Raw genomic sequence first — 17,094 nt, forward strand, 5'->3', positions numbered from 1 at the left:
CCGGATTCGGCCACCTGTGGATCGCGAGAAAGCTCTTGCAGATTGAGTTGACATAACTGGTTATATCCAGTAGCGATAGCACGATCGGAATGGCGGAGTAAAGAATGAAACTGACCTTGATTGGCGGCGGCGGAGTCCGGGCACCCCTGTTTGTCGGATCCGCCCTCAGGCGCGCGGAGAGAAGCGGTCTGACCGAGATCTGCTTGCAGGACATCAATGAGCAGAAGCTCGATCTCTTCGGGCGGATCAGTCAGGAGCTGGCGCGGCGCATGCAGTCCCCGGTCAGGATCACGATGTCTGCCGATGCCGAGCGGGCGCTGGACGGGGCAAGTTATGTCGTGACCACGGTCCGGCCCGGCAATGAAGAGGGCCGGATCAAGGACGAACGCATCGCGCTTGCCCATGGCGTACTGGGTCAGGAGACCACCGGTCCGGGCGGCTTTGCGATGGCGCTCCGCAGCATTCCGGTCATCCTCAAATACGCGGAAATCCTGAAGAAGGTCAGCCCGGACGCCTGGCTGTTCAACTTCACCAACCCTGCCGGCTTGGTCGCGCAAGCGTTGCAGAATGAAGGCTATCACCGCACTGTCGGCATTTGCGACGGCGCGAACGGCGCGCAGGAAGCCTTGGCCCGCTGGTACAAGGTGCCGCAGAACGACGTGCACGCCGAGGTCTACGGCCTCAACCACCTTTCCTTTACGAGGGGCGCGAAGATCGATGGCAAGGAAGTGCTCCAGCCTTTGCTTGACGACGACGCCTTCATCCGCGCGACGTCGCAGCGCATGTTCGACAGCAAGCTCATCCGTCACCGGCGCAACTGGATCAACGAATACCTCTATTACTACTACTATGCGGAAAGGGCCGTCGAGGCGCTCAAGTCCGACGAGCGCACGCGCGGTGAAGAGGTCAAGGACCTGAACGCGGCATTGATCGCCAAGCTAGGCACGATCGATCTGGAGACGGACGCCGAGGGTGCGCTGGCGGCCTATTATGCCTACGAGCGGCGACGCAACGCGACCTATATGCATTATGCGCTTGCCGATGCGCCAAGCATGGAAGAGGCCGACAAGTTTGTCGACAGCGTTGCGGTCGGAGAGACCGGTGAAGAGGGCGAGGGCTACGCCGGCGTCGCCCTCAACCTTGTCGATGCGCTGCAGACTGGAAAGCCTTGTTACACGGGTCTCAACGTCCGCAACGAGGGCGCGATCGACGGCTTGCGTGCCGACGACGTGGTGGAGGTGAGCTGCGTGGTCGACAAGAGCGGCATCAGGCCGCTCAGGATGGGCGCCATGCCCGAAGCCCAGGCGCAGCTCGTCCAGAACGTCAAGCGCTACGAGCGGCTGGCGGTCCACGCGATCAAGGAGCGGAGTCGCGAACTCGCCGTCGAGGCGCTGATGGCGCATCCGCTCGTGCTCTCCTATTCGCGCGCGGTGCCCCTGGTCGACGAATATCTTGCGGCGCATGCGCAATATGCAGGTGACTGGTCGTGAGTGAGGCACCTGGCTCCCGCTACGACGTGATGGTGGTTGGAGAGTACTACTTCGACCTGATCTTCCGCGGTCTCCCGGAGGTGCCGAAGATCAGTGCCGATCTTTGGGCCGAAGAGTTCGAGTGGGTGCCAGGTGCTGCCTATTCGACAGCGTTGGCACTTGCCCGGCTTGGAACCAAAGCGGGGTGGTGGTGCACCTTCGGCAACGACATCTTCAGCCGCATGATCATCGATGAAGCGGGGCGGGAAAACATCGATGACGGCCTCTTCATCCACCTGGACAAGCCGTTGCGCCGGGTGAGCGCGGCATTCTCGTTCGCGCATGACCGCGGCTTCATCAGCTATGCCGAACAGCCGGAACCGCTGCCGAAGCCTAAGGATCTCGACCGCGTCAGGCCGCGCATCCTGCTGCTTCAGGGGTTCTCGCTCGACGAGGAGCGGCGCGCGCTCATCCAGGCGGCGCGCGACCTCGGCATTATCGTTTGCTCCGACTTGCAGCACGTGGACTACAAGCTCTCGACGCCCGGCATCGAAGAGATGCTGAGGTTGATCGATGTCTTCCTGCCGAATTCCAGCGAGGCGAAGGCGTTGACTGGCGAGGACGACGTCGAGCGCGCGCTCGCCTCGATTGCCCGTTTCTGCCCGACTGTCGTCATCAAATGCGGCGCTGACGGCGCCGTCGCCTCGTCCAAGGGAGAGATCTGCCGCGTGCCGGCGCTCACCGTGGATGTGTTCGACACAACCGGTGCCGGCGACTGCTTCAACGCCGGCTTCGTCCACGGGCTGCTCAACGAGCCGGATTTGAGGGGCGCGATCGAAATCGCCGTCATCTGCGGATCGCTCGCGGTGACGGGCTATGGCGGCCGCAATCTGCCTTTCCAAAAAGATCTTACGAAATATCGGCGGCGGGAGGCCGCGATATAGCGACGTTCACAATAGAACGAGTGAGGGAACGACATGAAACACAAACTGAAAATGCTGGCAGGCATGGCCGTGGTGGCCTTCGCATCGGCGCTCCCGGCGAGGGCCGAAACGGTCTCGATGTTCTGCTCCGCGACCGACTACGAATTGTGTGAAAAGGCGGTCGCGAAGTGGTCGGAAAAGACCGGCAACGAGGTGAAGCTCAACCGGATGCCGCAGAACCTCGACGATGCGATCCCGATCTACCAGCAGCTCTTCGCGGCTCAATCGTCGGACATCGACGTACTCTATATCGACGTCATCTGGCTTGGCATGTTCAAGGATCATCTGCTCGATGTGACGTCGATGATCCCGGAGGATGAGGTGAAGGCGCATTTTGCCTCGGCCACGGATGCCGCGCGCCTCGACGGCAAGCTTCTGGCGATGCCCTTCTATATCGACACGGGGCTGATGTTCTATCGCAAGGACCTGCTCGAGAAATACGGCAAAGAACCACCGAAGACCTGGGAGGAAATGACCGCGACCGCAAAGGAGATCCAGGACGCGGAGCGCAAGGCCGGAAACCCGGATATGTGGGGCTATGCCTGGCAGGGCCGCAGCTACGAGGGTCTGACCTGCGATGCGCTCGAATGGATCGCCTCGGCTGGCGGCGGAACAATCATTTCCGACGATGGTGAGGTCACCATCAACAGCCCTGTGACGGAAGCGGCGCTGACGCGTGCGCGCGGCTGGATCGGCACGATTTCGCCGGAGGGCGTTCTCAACTACGACGAGGAAAATTCGCGCGCCCTCTTCGAAAGCGGCAATGCCGTGTTCCACCGCAACTGGCCCTATGTCTGGGGCACGTCCCAGGCGGAAGGCGGCAAGCTCGTCGGCAAGGTCGGCGTCTCCGCCCTCCCGCTCGGCGCCGAAGGGCAGAAGTCGAGCGGAACGCTCGGCACGGCCTATCTAGGGGTCTCGAAATATTCTGAGAAGCAGGAGCTTGCGGCTGACCTGCTGCGCTACATGGTCGGCTCCGAGGACCAGAAGATGCGCGCGATCGAAGGCGGCTACAACCCGACTGTCGCGGCACTTTACGAAGATGCCGACGTACTGGCGAAGATTCCCTTCCTCGGTATGGCGAAGACGGCCTTCGAGGAATCGGTTGCTCGTCCGTCCGCCGGCACCGGCAAGAACTACAACCGAATTTCCCGCACGTTTTACCGGGCTGTTCATGACATCATCTCCGGCAAGGACGATGTCGCCAAGGAGCTCGCCGATCTCGAACGACGCCTGCAGCGCGACGTGAAAGCCGGCGAATGATGAAGGCGGCACCTCCGGGTAGCCCGGAGGTGCCTTTCCGCAAACATGCACTTCGACCCGACGAATTGCCGATAGTCTTCGACCGGCCCGATGAAATGGGTTCCTACGTTGCCGAGCAGCTCGGCGCGGAGCTGAACACGCGTGATCGAACTCGCGAACGACACCCGGCGTGATAACCTTCAGACCTTTCCGGCATTCGCTTCGATCGACGAGGTGCCGACGCATGGGATAAGTGTCGGGCTCAGGACGATCAGCGAGGCGCGCAAGTGCAGGCTGCTTTTGAGCGGCGGCGGTAAGCAGGAGGCTCTGAGGCGCATTACGACGGCAGGCAACTTTGACGCCGGCTGGCCTGCGACCATCGTGCTCGAATGCAGCGACAGAGAAATCCTGGCCGACCGCGCCGCGGCGGGCCTTTGAAGGACAGGGCAATGGCTTCAGTCACCTTGAAAAACGTCAGCAAGACCTTTGGCGCCTACGATATCATCCGGTCGATCGATCTGGAAATCGCGGACGGCGAGTTCATGGTATTCGTCGGCCCGTCGGGCTGCGGGAAGTCGACGCTCTTGCGCTTGATCGCCGGGCTTGTCCCGGTCTCCGAAGGTGACGTCTTCATCGGTGGCGAGCAGGTGACCGACGTCCCGGCATCGAAGCGGGGGCTTGCCTTCGTCTTCCAGTCCTATGCGCTCTACCCGCACATGAACGTGTCGCGCAATATCAGCTTCGCGCTCGAGACAGCGCGCCTCGGCAGGGACGAGATCCGCCGCCGCGTCGCAAAGGTCGCGGAAATGCTGAAGATCGGCCATCTGCTCGACCGGCGCCCGCGGCAGCTTTCCGGCGGCCAGCGGCAGCGCGTGGCGATCGGCCGGGCGCTAGTCGGCCAGCCCGAGCTTTTCCTTTTCGACGAACCGCTGTCCAATCTCGACGCCGATCTGCGCATGGAAATGCGCTTCGAGATCGCCAAGCTGCATGCCGACGTGAAGACGACGATGATCTATGTGACGCATGACCAGACCGAGGCGATGACGCTCGCCGACCGGATCGTCATCCTCAATCAGGGGCGCATAGAACAGGTCGGACGGCCGAGGGAGCTTTATGATCGGCCGGCGAACAGATTCGTCGCCGGTTTTCTCGGCAGTCCGCGGATGAACTTCGCGCCGCTCGACCGCGCTGGCTCGTCGGGCAGCATGCTCCGGGGCGTTGGCGGCTTTTATCACGCCGCCGAGCTCGCCGGCGCCGACAGCCCTGTCGAGATCGGCCTCAGGCCCGAAGCCCTCAAGCTGGTGAGCGCCGAGACCAAGGGCGCGATCCGCGGAACATTCGAGCGCATGGAAGACCTCGGCTACGAATATGTCTGTTATGTGCGGCTCAGCGAAACGCTGGTCTGGACGGTGCGCTCGACTGGAAGCCCGCCTGCATTCGCAGAAGGCCAGTCGGTGGGCCTCGGCTGGCAGCCTGAAAGCCTCTACCTATTCGGAGAGGACGGGCGACGGATCGATCATGGTAGCGCCGTCCAGCTGGCATCGGGAGCTTCGCTGTGAGTGCGGCCGAGAGGATGCGGCGCCAGCAGAACCGCACGGCGTGGCTGTTTCTGCTGCCGCTGATCATCGCGCTCGTCGGCGTCGCGATCTGGCCGCTCGCACGCAGCATATTTTTTTCCTTCACCGACGCCTTCCTCGACGCACCGGCGAACTACGGCTTTGTCGGGATCGACAATTTCATAACCGTCGCCGAAGATCCGGTGTTCTGGCGCGCGGTCAAGAACACGCTGTTTTTTACGGTCATATCTGTCGGTCTTGAGACGCTTCTGGGGCTCGCAATCGCGCTTTTGCTCCACCGAGCCTTCGTCGGCCGGGGCGTCGTCAGGGCTGCCATCCTCGTGCCCTGGGCGATGCCGATGGTCGTCTCGACACGGATATGGGAATGGATGCTCAACGACCAGTTCGGCCTCGTCAACAAGCTGTTCGTGACGCTGGGCCTCGTCGAGAAGGGGATCGCCTGGACCGCCGAACCCTCGCTCATCCTCTATACGGTGATCTTCATCGACGTGTGGGTGACGACACCGTTCATGGTGCTCCTCATCCTTGCCGGGCTTCAGTTGATTCCCGAGGAGATCTACGAGGCGGCGGAGGTTTCCGGCGTGCCGCACTGGAAGCGCTTCTGGTCGATAACGCTGCCGCTCGCGATGCCCGCGATCGGCGTCGCGATGCTGTTTCGCACGCTCGATGCGCTCCGGATGTTCGACCTGAGCTACGTGCTCGCGGCAAACAATGAAAACACCATGACGATGTCGATCTATGCGCGCGACCAGTTGATCAGCTTCCAGGACCTCGGCCTCGGCTCGGCGGCCTCGACCTGGGTCTTCATGATCATCGGGCTGATCGCGATCCTTATCGTCGGCGTCCTGCGCCTCGACCGGACAACGGGGTGACGAAAAATGGCAATGACGACGACCGCCTCTGCAAAACGCTATTCCAACAGCACCTACCGCACGATCCGGCGCGCGAGGACTTTCGGCCTCTATGTCGGCGTCGCAGCCGTGCTCGTCTACATGCTCTTTCCCTATTACTGGGCGATCGTGTCGTCGACCAGATCCGGCCAGGCGCTCTACCAGTTCAGTCTCGCGCCATCGCTGGATTTCAGCAACTATTGGCAGTTGTTCCACAACCCGGTTTTCATGGGCGCGCTCATAAATTCCGGTCTCGTCGCTTTCGCGAGCACGATGATCTCGCTGGTGATCGGCATTCTTGCAGCCTATGCGCTCGGGAGGCTGCATTTTTCGCCGGGCCGGATCATCCTGATCGCGGTCCTGATGATCTCGATTTTCCCGCAGGTGGTCGTGCTCTCGGGTATGTTCGAAGTTATCGGCTGGCTTGGGCTCTATAACCGTCCGTCGGCGCTCATCGTCTCCTATCTTATCCTCACGCTGCCATTCACCACCTGGATCTTGACGAGCTTCATTCGCGATCTGCCGACCGAACTCGAGGAGGCGGCGCTCATCGACGGTTGTTCGCGGCTGAGGGTCCTGACCCACGTTCTGCTGCCGCTGATGGGACCGGCGATCGCCAGCACCGGGCTGCTCTCGTTCATTCTGGCGTGGAACGAATTCCTCTTCGCGCTCACCTTTATCCTGACCGACGAGAACCGGACCGTGCCGGTTGCGATCGGCCTGCTTACCGGCAGCAGCCGTTACGAATATCCGTTCGGCCAGATCATGGCCGCGTCGGTGACGGTCACGTTGCCGCTGTTGGTGCTGGTGTTGATTTTCCAGCGCAAGATCGTCGCTGGCCTGACATCGGGTGCCGTGAAAGGATAGCTGCGTCGGCCACAAGCGGGCGTCGCCCGCAATTCGTGCAGATGATCAAAAAATAGGCCGTGGCTTCGAGCTAGTTCAGCTTGCCCGGAATGCCTGGATGCTCTTTGGCTTCGGCGCGAACGGCCTCTTCGTGGTACCAGCAGCCGTCTATGGCGGCGGCGCAAATGTCTTGCGCCTCGAGATCCGGCATTTCCTCGCGGCGATTCTCCGCCCTTCTGAAGGGCTTCGCGGGGAACGGATATATCGTCGCCGACCTGCGGTATAAACTCTCGGCCATCGTCTGGTCTCCCTTGAGTTCTGAGAGGGAGCATAGCGCAACGCATCCGATTTGCACATGGTTTGCGCGAAATGATGAAAACTCAATCAATTGCGTGCCGTATTTGTGGGCACGCGCTTTCGCGCGATGAAAATTTAGCCGCGGTCGTTGGAATTTTTACGGCTGGGCAGATCTTTCGCATGTGATCCGACTTCGCGGGGCATGCGGTTGGACGGCGCTAGTTTGACGCGGCAAGAGAGGGGCCGTGATGGGAGGCGGAACCTGAACCACAATCGACTAACCGATTGACTCTATTTACAGCGTTCCAACGGCCCGAGCGGCGAGTGGATGGTTCCGCGCCCAGGCAAGCATCCGGCGGTCGATCAATTCTTTCACTACCAGCGAGCCGGTGATGGCCGAACTGGCACGCAAAATGCTTGAGCACTTCCGGATCCCTTGGCGGTCGGCGCTTCGCAAGCGTGTCGTTCCGTTAGGATTTGCTCAAAGCCTCGCAACACCACGTTATGAGAGATTCGCAATGACAAAGTATAAGCTCGAGTATATCTGGCTCGACGGCTACACCCCGGTACCGAACCTGCGCGGAAAAACGCAGATCAAGGAATTCGATGCATTCCCGACGCTCGAGCAGCTCCCGCTCTGGGGCTTCGATGGTAGCTCGACGATGCAGGCCGAAGGCCGCAGCTCCGACTGCGTGCTGAAACCGGTCGCGATCTATCCGGACCCGGTTCGCACCAACGGCGTACTGGTCATGTGCGAAGTCATGATGCCGGACGGCAAAACCCCGCATCCGTCGAACAGCCGCGCGACGATCCTCGACGACGAGGGCGCCTGGTTCGGTTTCGAGCAGGAATATTTCTTCTACAAGGACGGCCGCCCGCTGGGCTTTCCGGAGCATGGCTACCCGGCGCCACAGGGCCCGTACTACACCGGCGTCGGCTACAAGAACGTCGGCGACATCGCACGCCAGATCGTCGAAGAGCACCTCGACATCTGCCTCGCTGCCGGCATCAACCATGAAGGCATCAATGCCGAAGTCGCCAAGGGCCAGTGGGAATTCCAGATCTTCGGCAAGGGTTCGAAAAAGGCTGCCGACGAAGTCTGGATGGCTCGCTACCTGCTGCAGCGCCTGACGGAAAAGTACGGCATCGACATCGAGTGGCACTGCAAGCCGCTCGGCGATACCGACTGGAACGGCTCCGGCATGCACTGCAACTTCTCGACCGCCTATATGCGCGAAGTCGGCGGCAAGGACTATTTCGAGGCGCTGATGGCTGCCTTCGAGACGAACCTGCATGAGCACATCGCCGTCTACGGCCCGGACAATCACCTGCGCCTGACCGGCAAGCATGAGACGGCGCCGTGGAACAAGTTCAGCTATGGCGTTGCCGACCGCGGCGCATCGATCCGCGTTCCGCACAGCTTCGTCAACAACGGCTACAAGGGCTATCTCGAAGACCGCCGCCCCAACTCCCAGGGCTGCCCCTACCAGATCGCTTCGCAGGTGCTGAAGACGATCTCGACCGTTCCGACCGAAGGCAGCGTCGCGAAAGTCGCATAAACACTCCCCACGGCGCCGACGCGAATGTCGGCGCCGTGTCTCTTTCCCTGGTCGGTACCGCTTCTCTTCCGGAATCGGTAGCGATCGGTAATACCCATCGCCGCTTTCAGCGCATTCTTGCGTCGATGATCCAGTCGACCGCTTCGGAAATATCGCGAAGCGTCGCGGTCGGTGCCGGCTCGAACCGGCTCTCGTCGCCTTCCCGGTACTTGCCTGTGCGCACCAAGAGGGCGTGCGCCAAGCCTGCCTGCAGGGCCCCCGCGACATCTGTTTCGGCGTCGTCACCCACCATTACGGCTTGCGTGTCCGGACAATTGATCGTCGCGAGCGCAGACCGGAAGAAGGGCTGCGACGGCTTCCCGAGCACGATGGCGCTCTTCTGGCTGGCGAATTCCAGTCCTGTTACGAATGCTCCGGCGTCGAGGCTGAGCTTCCCGTCGGAATCCATGAAAGTCCGGTTCGGGGCAAGCGCCAGCAATTCCGCGCCATCAATCAATTCTCGAAACGCCGCGTTGAGCGCCCGGTAATCGAAAGCTTCCCCCGCGTCACCGACAACAACGGCCTTCGGCAGACCGCGTGTCAGATCGTCGAATTCCTGTACGAGATTGGGATGGACGAGCAGATGTGGCGATCGGCCATGTTCGGTGAGCCATTGGCGCGCCGCCTCAGCCGGCGTGAAGACTTCGTCGGCCGCCACGGAAAGGCCCAGCCGCGCGAGCCGGTCGAGAACGGCCGGCTTGGTCGAGCGGGTGGTGTTGCTGACGAAGCGGATGGGAAGGCCTGCTTCGCGCAGGCGCAGAACGGCCTCCGTTGCGCCGGACACGGCCACGTCGCCGTCATAGATGACGCCGGCAAGATCCAAAAGCACACCGCTGATCATCGTCGCAGCATGACACGGAGGCGTTGTTGGTCAAGTTCTGCAATTTGGCATGGTGCCGCCCGCCTGCACGCTGGGGCTGCACCATTGTCGTAAAGCGGCGATAAGCCCGCGATCGTAGCCGCCATCCGCTCGATTCCGTGCCCATTTTCTTGTGGCATCTCAAGCCACTAGAAATTGACTTCGATTCCCGTTTGCACGCATATTGCGCGCGGGGATCAGGGGCAGACAAATTCGCTATGCGCAATCTGAAATTCGCCGTTGCCGCTTTCGCGGTGCTGGGAAGCGTGCTGCCGTCGGCAGCCGAGATCTTTCCGCGCGCCTCATCCCCGGAGGGCTCGGTGATTGCGCGCAAAGCCGGCGAGGAAATCCGCTTCATCGACATAGACGCCTGGCGCACGGTCGAGGTCAACCAGGACCTGCTTGCCGGTGATGTGCTGCGCACCAATGCAACCGGTAACCTGGCGCTTTTGTTTGCCGACGATACGCAGATGCGCATGGGGCGAAACACGGCCCTCCTTGTCAAGAAGATAGGTCAGGACTCAGACAGCCAGCTCAGCCTTCAGTCCGGGATCATCTGGGCGCGGGCCAAGCGTGGCGGCAGCGGTCTGACCATCGAGACACCGGCGGCGACCGCGGCCATTCGCGGCACGGATTGGACGCTCCGGGTAACCGGCAATGGCGACACGACGCTCTCCGTGCTCGAAGGCAGCGTGGAGCTCAAGAACGCCCAGGGGTCGGTGACCGTCAATCAGGGTGAGGGCGCGCTTGCAGCAATTGGGCAGGCGCCGCGCAAATACATCCTCGTCAATCTGGAGGAGCGCGAGCAGATCCTTCTCTACACCGAGCTGCGCGGAGCTTTCGCCGGTCTGCCTGTGAGTGGGCTGCGTGGTCGCGAGACGCGCGCCAGGCGTGATGTCATATTGGCCATGGAGCCCGCACGGCGAAGCAACGAAGATTGGGTTGCGCTTGCTGAAGCATTGCTTTCGAGCGACGGGCGTGCGGCCGCCAAAGACGCGCTTGTACATCTCCGCCGCCCTTTGCCGGCCAGCCTGGAGGCGCGGGCGAAACTCGTCGAAGCGATGATTGCGGGACAGGAGCTGCGCTACGCCGAGGCGAGCCGCCTGTTTGCTGCCGCTATGCCTCATCTGCCGCAAAACCGCCGGGCGGCCGCAGCCTTCGGCCAATGGTTCGCCGACGCCTTGGCACATCCCGATCGCGAGACGGCTCCACCGGCGGCCGACGCCTATGCCGATGATCCGGTCGCTGCGATGGCGCGGGCCACCGCCGCCTCTCACGTGCTCGGACAGGCGGAAGCGATCAAGATCCTGAAAGCGGCCGAAGACCGCTTCCCGAACGATGCGCGACTGCCGGCGATGCGGGCCGATCTCGCTTTTCAGCTCGACCGTCGCGACGAGGTGAGGGAGGCTCTTGCCCGCGCGAGAGCGATCGATCCGGAAGAGCCGGCCTATCTCCTTGCAAACGCGCGCTTCCGCGCGACCCTTTCCAGCGATCTCGACGGCGCGCTTACGGACCTGAAGCGTGCCACAAAGATCGCGCCCGGCGACGACGCCGCCTGGAACGAGCTCGGCATCGTTCAAAGCGACCGCAATGCGATCGTAGAGGCGGATGCCGCCCATCGTCGCGCGATCGAGCTGAACCCGGAAAATGCGATACTCCACGCAAACTATGCGCGTTTCCTGATGGATAACGACCAGATCGCGGCGGCGAAGGCGGAGATCGATCAGGCGGAGGCGTTGGATCCGCGTTCCTATGCGGTTCTCGCTGCCAAAGGCCGTTATCTTTTGCGGATCGGAAAGACCGAGGAGGGCGAGAAGACGCTGCTTGAAGCCTCTGCCGTCAACCCGACTTATGGGGATAGCCTTATCGGTCTGGCGATCGGCAGCTACCAATTAGGACAAGAGGAAGAGGCCGCCCAGGCGCTCGATAATGCGGACAGGTTCGATCCGGACAATCCGTCGATTTCGTTGATCCGCTCCGGCATAGCCCTCGACCAGTATCGGGCTGACGAAGCGATCGCCGAGGCGCGAGAGGCGCTGCGCCGCCGCCAGGCGCGCGGAGGATATTACTCCGGTTATGACGCGAACCGGCAGGTTTCCTCCTTTCTGGGAATTGCACTCGACAATGTCGGCCTGAACGAATGGAGCCAATATTACGCGGACCGCTCCTACGATCCTTTCAGATCCACGACCTATCTCGATGAGGCTGCGGCCGGCCGGGTCAGTCCTTTCGAGGGATTTTCGCCCTTGCTTTCGCCGAGCGAGCGCACCCAGGTGGGAAGTTCGTCCGTTTCTTCCAACTTGCAGGCCCTCCTGCTTGATCCGCTCGCGGTCGCGTCGCCGACGATCCGCAATCCGCTGGAGCGAACCAGCTTTTTCGAAGCGGCTATTGGCGGTGGCTTGATCTTGCAGGATGGCGAGCTTGGCTGGAAGAGCGATATCCTCGTACAGGGCACGAGCTACGCGTCGCCGCCCATAAGCTACTATCTGCAGGCAGACGTATTGCGGCCCGATAGCCCGCGCACAAACGATCGCGACGACATCACCGGCGCGAATTTCGCGGTCGGCATACATCCGAGCTTGGAGGACAATGTCTACCTGTTCGGCAATATCATCGATCTCGATACAGGGTTCCCGGGACAGACGTGGTCGCCGACGCCGTTCGACGCGAGAAAAACGCGATTCTCCGACCTTGGGGTCGGCTGGAGCCACACGTTTGGCGAACGCAATCTTTTGCAGGCGTTCGGAGTCGTCGGCGACACGGAGCTGGACCAGAGCGTCGATTTGGTCGACAGGATCGGCCCGTACCGCGTCGAGCAAGAAACGGAAGAGGAAACCGCAATCATCGGCGTCAGCCATCTCTACGGTCTCGGACCCGTCACGCTTCGCTACGGCGCTGAGACTGGCCGGTTCCATACACGCGACGCCGCGATCTATACGGATCTCCCCACGGGAAGCGTGTTCTTCGTCGATCGATTTTCTGACAAGGGCAATGCAACGCGCGCCTATACCGACGCCACATGGGACGTGTCGGACGATCTCCAGTTTCAGGGTGGCGTTTATGTGAATTGGTTGGAGGATGTCGCCGACGATTGTCCTTGCGTCGATCCGCGCATCGGTGTCGCCTGGTCACCGGTGGAAAATCACTGGCTGCGGGCCCTATATCGCGAAGATACACGATTTTCATCGAAATACACGCTCTCCCCCGTCTCGACCGTCGAGTTGACGCCTCTTGACCTGCCCTTGTTCATTGGGGGCAGCGCGAAAACCGCGGCGCTGCGTTGGGAAGCCGAATGGTCCGAGCGCTTCTTCACCTCGGTCGAATACCAGCATCAGCGCTTTGACGGCCTTTCTCTGGACGTCCCCGAGTTGCTCGGCAGCTTCGACACGACGAGCGGAGAAATCGATCGTGTCCATGTCAGCGCCAACTATTGGATTGGCGAGGGGCTGGGTACCTTTGGTTCGTTCACCTGGAATCATAGTGTCGATCTGACACCTGGGAGCGGGGGAGAATTCCAAGTGCCGCTTGTGCCGGATTATCGCGCGCAAGTGGGGCTGACGGTCGTTCATCCGTCGCGCATCAAGGTCACGATGGCTCAGACGTTCGTCGGAGAACGTGTCGGTGCGCCCTTCGGCATCGAATTGGAGTCATATGCGACTACTGATGCCGCGATCACTTGGGAGTCACCCAGCGGACATCTGGAACTCGGCTTGCAGTTACTAAACGCGTTCGACAATAACTTCGAACTGGCGCTTGGCATTCCGGGGCCGGGCCGCACGATCCTGGGCTCCGTCAGGGCAAAATTTTAGCGGTCTCAATCGAGACCGCTCCAAGGTCGTGCTTGTGTCTGCTGCCACGCGCTGTTAGCTGCGGCGGATGTCCGGAAAGTTTGCCGGGTCGATACCGAGGGTACGCAGGTCACGCGCATTCGGGCGGCGGTGGCCTTCGACGGCGGCGGCGGCAGCGTTGGCAGCACCCAGAACGGCGAAGGCGCGGCCAATGAAACCCATGCGGTTCTTGCTGGTGGCAGTCATCTCTTTGCTCGCTTTCGTTTCTATTCGATGAGCAAAAGATGGGCCTGAGCAGGTGTTTTTGCAATGCACAAAACCTCACCCCAGCCATGCAGTGCGAGCAGGCCCTAAGCTGGAGCGGGAAGAAAATTGGAGCGGAAAGAGGGCTGCCCCTCCCTCTTCCCGCTCCGTGAAGCGCCCTGGGAGGCGGAAGGGTCAGTCCTCGCTGGCTGCGAGTTGCGCAAGCACCTGGCCGCGCCCACGCGCTCTCAGGATGAGCGGCACGATGAGGGCCAAGGCGGCGATTACCAGAAGCACCGCCGCGATCGGCGAGGTGAAGAGCACGGTGATGTCACCTTGGCTGATCGAAAGCGCCCGGCGCAGCTGTTGTTCGGCGAGCGGCCCGAGGATCAGGCCGACGACGACCGGGGCGATCGGATAGCCGAAGACACGCATGACGTAGCCGAGCAGGCCGAAGGCGAGCAGCATGCCGAGTTCGAACACGGACGGGTTGGCGCCGATCGTGCCAAGCGTCGCGAAGAGAAGAATGCCCGCGTAGAGCCATGGCTTCGGGATGGTCAGGAGCTTCACCCAAAGCCCGATCAGCGGCAGGTTCAGGACCAGCAGCATGAAGTTGGCGATGAGCAGGCTCGCGATCAGACCCCAGACGAGCTGCGGGTTGGTGGCGAACAATAGCGGTCCGGGCTGGAGGCCATATTGCTGGAAGCCGGCCAGCATGATCGCCGCGGTCGCCGTGGTCGGCAGGCCGAGCGTCAGCAGCGGCACCAGCGTGCCGGCGGCCGAGGCGTTGTTGGCGGCTTCCGGGCCCGCCACGCCTTCGATGGCGCCATTGCCGAACTCTTCCGGATGTTTGGTCAGGCGCTTTTCGGCCGCATAGGATAGAAAGGTGCCGATCTCGGCGCCGCCGGCCGGCATCGCCCCGATCGGAAAGCCGATGGCGGTGCCGCGCAGCCAGGGCTTCCATGAGCGTGCCCAGTCCATCGCGCTCATCCAGACCGAGCCCTTGACGGCTTCCACCTTGTCCGGGCCGCGATCGCCCTGGGCGGCGATGTAAAGGGTCTCGCCGATCGCGAACATGGCGACCGCAAGCGTCGTCACTTCAATGCCGTCGAGCAGGTCGGGCACGCCGAAGGACAGGCGCGTTTGGCCGGTCAACTGGTCGATGCCGATGCAGGCGAGTGTCAGGCCGACGAAGAGGGAGGTGAGGCCGCGTAGCGTCGAGTCTCCGAACGCCGAAGAGACCGTGACGAACGCAAGCACCATCAACGCGAAATATTCACGCGGGCCAAAGACGAGCGCGAGCTTGACGATGTAGGGCGCGATGAAGGCGAGCGCGAGCGTTGCGATGAGACCGGCGACGAACGAGCCGATCGCAGCAGTCGCCAACGCCGGACCGCCTCGCCCGGCGCGCGCCATCTTGTTGCCCTCGAGCGCTGTGACGATGGAGGAGCTTTCGCCCGGCGTGTTGAGCAGGATCGAAGTGGTCGATCCGCCATACATGCCGCCGTAATAGATGCCGGCGAACATGATCAGCGAGCCGCCCGGATCGAGCTTGTAGGTGACCGGCAGCAAGAGCGCCACGGTCAAGGCCGGACCGATGCCGGGAAGGACGCCGACGGCAGTACCGAGCGTGACGCCGATCAGCGCATAGACGAGGTTCATCGGCTGGACAGCAACCAGCAGGCCCTGCAGCAGGAAATCAAAAGTACCCATGGGCGTCGGCCCTTTCAGAAGAACAGGCGTTCAAGCGGCCCTGCGGGCAGCGACAATTGCAGGAGCTTGGCGAAGACCAGCCAGACGATGAAGCTGAAGGCGATGCCGACCGGCACGGTGAGCCAGAGCATACGCTTGCCGAAGCCGCGCGCCGTCATGGCGAAGAGAATGCCGGTTGCAATCGAAAAGCCGAGTGTGTTGAGCAGCAGCATCTGGGCGGCGAGCCCACCGACGATCCATAGGACCGGCCCGAACTCCTGATGCTCTCGCTCGGCAAAATCGCCCCTGAGCCCCTCGATGGCTGTCCAGAGCGCAAGGCCGATGAGACAGAACGCGATCGCGTAAGGGACCGTCGTCGGTCCGACCTGTGAATAGCCGGCAAGCCCGCTCAGACGCGAAACATCCCAGAAGATCAGGCCGGCGATAACCGCAAGAACGGCGGCGATGATGAGCGCCGCCCTGTCAGGGCGACGCGTTTCGACGGAAGGGTGGTTCCCCTTGTTCATTTGACCAGTCCGATGTCCTTGAGGACGGCTTCGGTTGCCGAAACGTCCTTCGAGAGCTGCTCGTTGAAGGCGTCGCCGGAAAGATAGGTGTCCTGCCAGCCCTTCGTCTTCAAGACTTCCTGCCAGCCCGCGGACTTGGTGAGCTTTTCGATGTCGGCGGAGACGGCGGCCTTCTGCTCATCCGTCAGGCCCGGAGCGGCGGCGACCATGCGCCAGTTCTGGACGACGACGTCGAGCCCGGATTCCTTGAGCGTTGGTGCATCAATGCCCTCGATACGCTCGGCGCTGGTGACCGCCAGCAGCCGCAAGGTGCCCGCCTTTACCTGGGATTCGAATTCGCCATAGCCGGAAATGCCTGCGGTCACCTGGCTGCCGAGGATCGAGGCCAATGCTTCGCCGCCGCCGGAATAGGCGATGTAGTTGATCTTCGTCGGATCGACGCCGGCAGCCTTGGCGATGAGGCCGACGGTGATGTGGTCGACGCCGCCGGCCGAACCACCGCCCCAGGAAACGGCGCCCGGATCCTTCTTCAGAGCTTCGACGAGGTCAGCCATGGTCTTGATCTCGGAAGCAGCCGGAACGACGATCGCCTCGTATTCGCCGGTCAGACGCGCGATCGGCGTTACGTCCTTGAGGGTCACCGGCGAATTGTTGGTGAGGATGGCGCCCACCATGACGTAGCCGCCGACGAGGAGGGCGTTCGGGTTGCCCTTCTGCTGGCTGGCGAACTGTGCAAGCCCGATGGTGCCGCCGGCGCCGGGAACGTTCTGCACCTGGACATTGCCGGAAATGCCTTCCTGCTGCATGACGGTCTGCAGCGAACGGGCCGTCTGGTCCCAGCCGCCGCCGGGGTTGGCCGGCGCGATGATCGTATAGTCGGCGGCATATGCCGGAAGCGCCAGGGCTCCGGCGAGAATGGATGCCAGGAAGAAGTGTTTCAAGGTCGGTCCTCCGTAGGGCGCGTTTGATCGCGCGTGCGTTGATTATCATCGCGTACGGGAGAAGCACGTGGCTGGTTTTTTGCGCGCCAGCCGCTGACCGTGGTGGTGATTTCCTCCCGATGCGCTGCTGACGGCCCGCCTCCAC

General features: G+C 62.1%; 15 protein-coding genes. 9 read left to right on the plus strand and 6 right to left on the minus strand.

All coding sequences use genetic code 11. The features are described 5' to 3' along the window. Positions 1-104: 104 nt before the first annotated feature. The 7 genes from RB548_RS26315 (at position 105) to RB548_RS26345 (ending at position 7,025) form a co-directional block, all read left to right on the plus strand. Complete coding sequence (locus RB548_RS26315; protein WP_331376704.1) at positions 105-1,490, plus strand: family 4 glycosyl hydrolase; 1,386 nt, start codon at positions 105-107, stop codon at positions 1,488-1,490. 29 nt (positions 1,491-1,519) lie between these two features. Next, positions 1,520-2,413 carry a carbohydrate kinase family protein gene (locus RB548_RS26320; RefSeq protein WP_408642492.1) on the plus strand — a complete coding sequence of 298 codons (894 nt, stop codon included), beginning with the start codon at positions 1,520-1,522 and terminating at the stop codon, positions 2,411-2,413. Positions 2,414-2,446: 33 nt separating this feature from the next. Beyond that, positions 2,447-3,712 carry an ABC transporter substrate-binding protein gene (locus tag RB548_RS26325; RefSeq protein WP_331376705.1) on the plus strand — a complete coding sequence of 422 codons (1,266 nt, stop codon included), beginning with the start codon at positions 2,447-2,449 and terminating at the stop codon, positions 3,710-3,712. Between the two features lie 141 nt (positions 3,713-3,853). Further along, a complete protein-coding gene (locus tag RB548_RS26330) occupies positions 3,854-4,129 on the plus strand; it encodes a sugar phosphate isomerase family (protein ID WP_331376706.1) in 276 nt (91 codons plus the stop codon). 11 nt (positions 4,130-4,140) lie between these two features. Next, positions 4,141-5,250, plus strand: coding sequence for an ABC transporter ATP-binding protein (locus RB548_RS26335; protein ID WP_331376707.1), 1,110 nt, complete (start codon positions 4,141-4,143; stop codon positions 5,248-5,250). Beyond that, positions 5,247-6,140: a carbohydrate ABC transporter permease gene (locus RB548_RS26340; RefSeq protein WP_331376708.1), complete on the plus strand. Its 894-nt coding sequence runs from the start codon at positions 5,247-5,249 to the stop codon at positions 6,138-6,140. Before RB548_RS26335 ends, RB548_RS26340 begins: the two co-directional genes overlap by 4 nt. Positions 6,141-6,146: 6 nt before the next feature. Further along, entirely contained in the window at positions 6,147-7,025 is an 879-nt protein-coding gene (locus RB548_RS26345) for a carbohydrate ABC transporter permease (RefSeq protein ID WP_408642479.1), read from the plus strand. A 70-nt stretch (positions 7,026-7,095) separates the two neighbouring features. On the opposite strand, the gene RB548_RS26350 is transcribed toward RB548_RS26345, so the two are convergent. Next, complete coding sequence (locus RB548_RS26350) at positions 7,096-7,302, minus strand: DUF2735 domain-containing protein (protein WP_331376709.1); 207 nt, start codon at positions 7,300-7,302, stop codon at positions 7,096-7,098. Positions 7,303-7,819: 517 nt separating this feature from the next. Here RB548_RS26350 and RB548_RS26355 point away from each other — a divergent pair. Further along, positions 7,820-8,860, plus strand: a complete 1,041-nt coding sequence (locus tag RB548_RS26355; protein WP_331376710.1) for a glutamine synthetase beta-grasp domain-containing protein — start codon at positions 7,820-7,822, stop codon at positions 8,858-8,860. Between the two features lie 106 nt (positions 8,861-8,966). On the opposite strand, the gene RB548_RS26360 is transcribed toward RB548_RS26355, so the two are convergent. Beyond that, the gene (locus RB548_RS26360) at positions 8,967-9,740 is read right to left on the minus strand and encodes a TIGR01458 family HAD-type hydrolase (RefSeq protein WP_331376711.1); all 774 of its coding nucleotides are present in this window, start codon (positions 9,738-9,740) and stop codon (positions 8,967-8,969) included. A gap of 236 nt (positions 9,741-9,976) precedes the next feature. Between RB548_RS26360 and RB548_RS26365 the strand changes: the two genes are divergently transcribed. Further along, positions 9,977-13,567 carry a FecR domain-containing protein gene (locus RB548_RS26365; protein ID WP_331376712.1) on the plus strand — a complete coding sequence of 1,197 codons (3,591 nt, stop codon included), beginning with the start codon at positions 9,977-9,979 and terminating at the stop codon, positions 13,565-13,567. Positions 13,568-13,621: 54 nt separating this feature from the next. On the opposite strand, the gene RB548_RS26370 is transcribed toward RB548_RS26365, so the two are convergent. The 4 genes from RB548_RS26370 to RB548_RS26385 form a co-directional block, all read right to left on the minus strand. Continuing rightward, a complete protein-coding gene (locus RB548_RS26370; protein WP_331376713.1) occupies positions 13,622-13,792 on the minus strand; it encodes a hypothetical protein in 171 nt (56 codons plus the stop codon). A 192-nt stretch (positions 13,793-13,984) separates the two neighbouring features. Beyond that, positions 13,985-15,502, minus strand: a complete 1,518-nt coding sequence (locus tag RB548_RS26375; RefSeq protein WP_331376714.1) for a tripartite tricarboxylate transporter permease — start codon at positions 15,500-15,502, stop codon at positions 13,985-13,987. A gap of 14 nt (positions 15,503-15,516) precedes the next feature. Next, positions 15,517-16,008, minus strand: a complete 492-nt coding sequence (locus RB548_RS26380; protein ID WP_331376715.1) for a tripartite tricarboxylate transporter TctB family protein — start codon at positions 16,006-16,008, stop codon at positions 15,517-15,519. After that, the gene (locus RB548_RS26385) at positions 16,005-16,949 is read right to left on the minus strand and encodes a Bug family tripartite tricarboxylate transporter substrate binding protein (RefSeq protein ID WP_331376716.1); all 945 of its coding nucleotides are present in this window, start codon (positions 16,947-16,949) and stop codon (positions 16,005-16,007) included. The genes RB548_RS26380 and RB548_RS26385 overlap by 4 nt, the downstream gene beginning before the upstream one ends. Positions 16,950-17,094: the final 145 nt, after the last annotated feature.

Source organism: Sinorhizobium chiapasense (assembly GCF_036488675.1).
GTDB lineage: Bacteria > Pseudomonadota > Alphaproteobacteria > Rhizobiales > Rhizobiaceae > Sinorhizobium > Sinorhizobium chiapasense.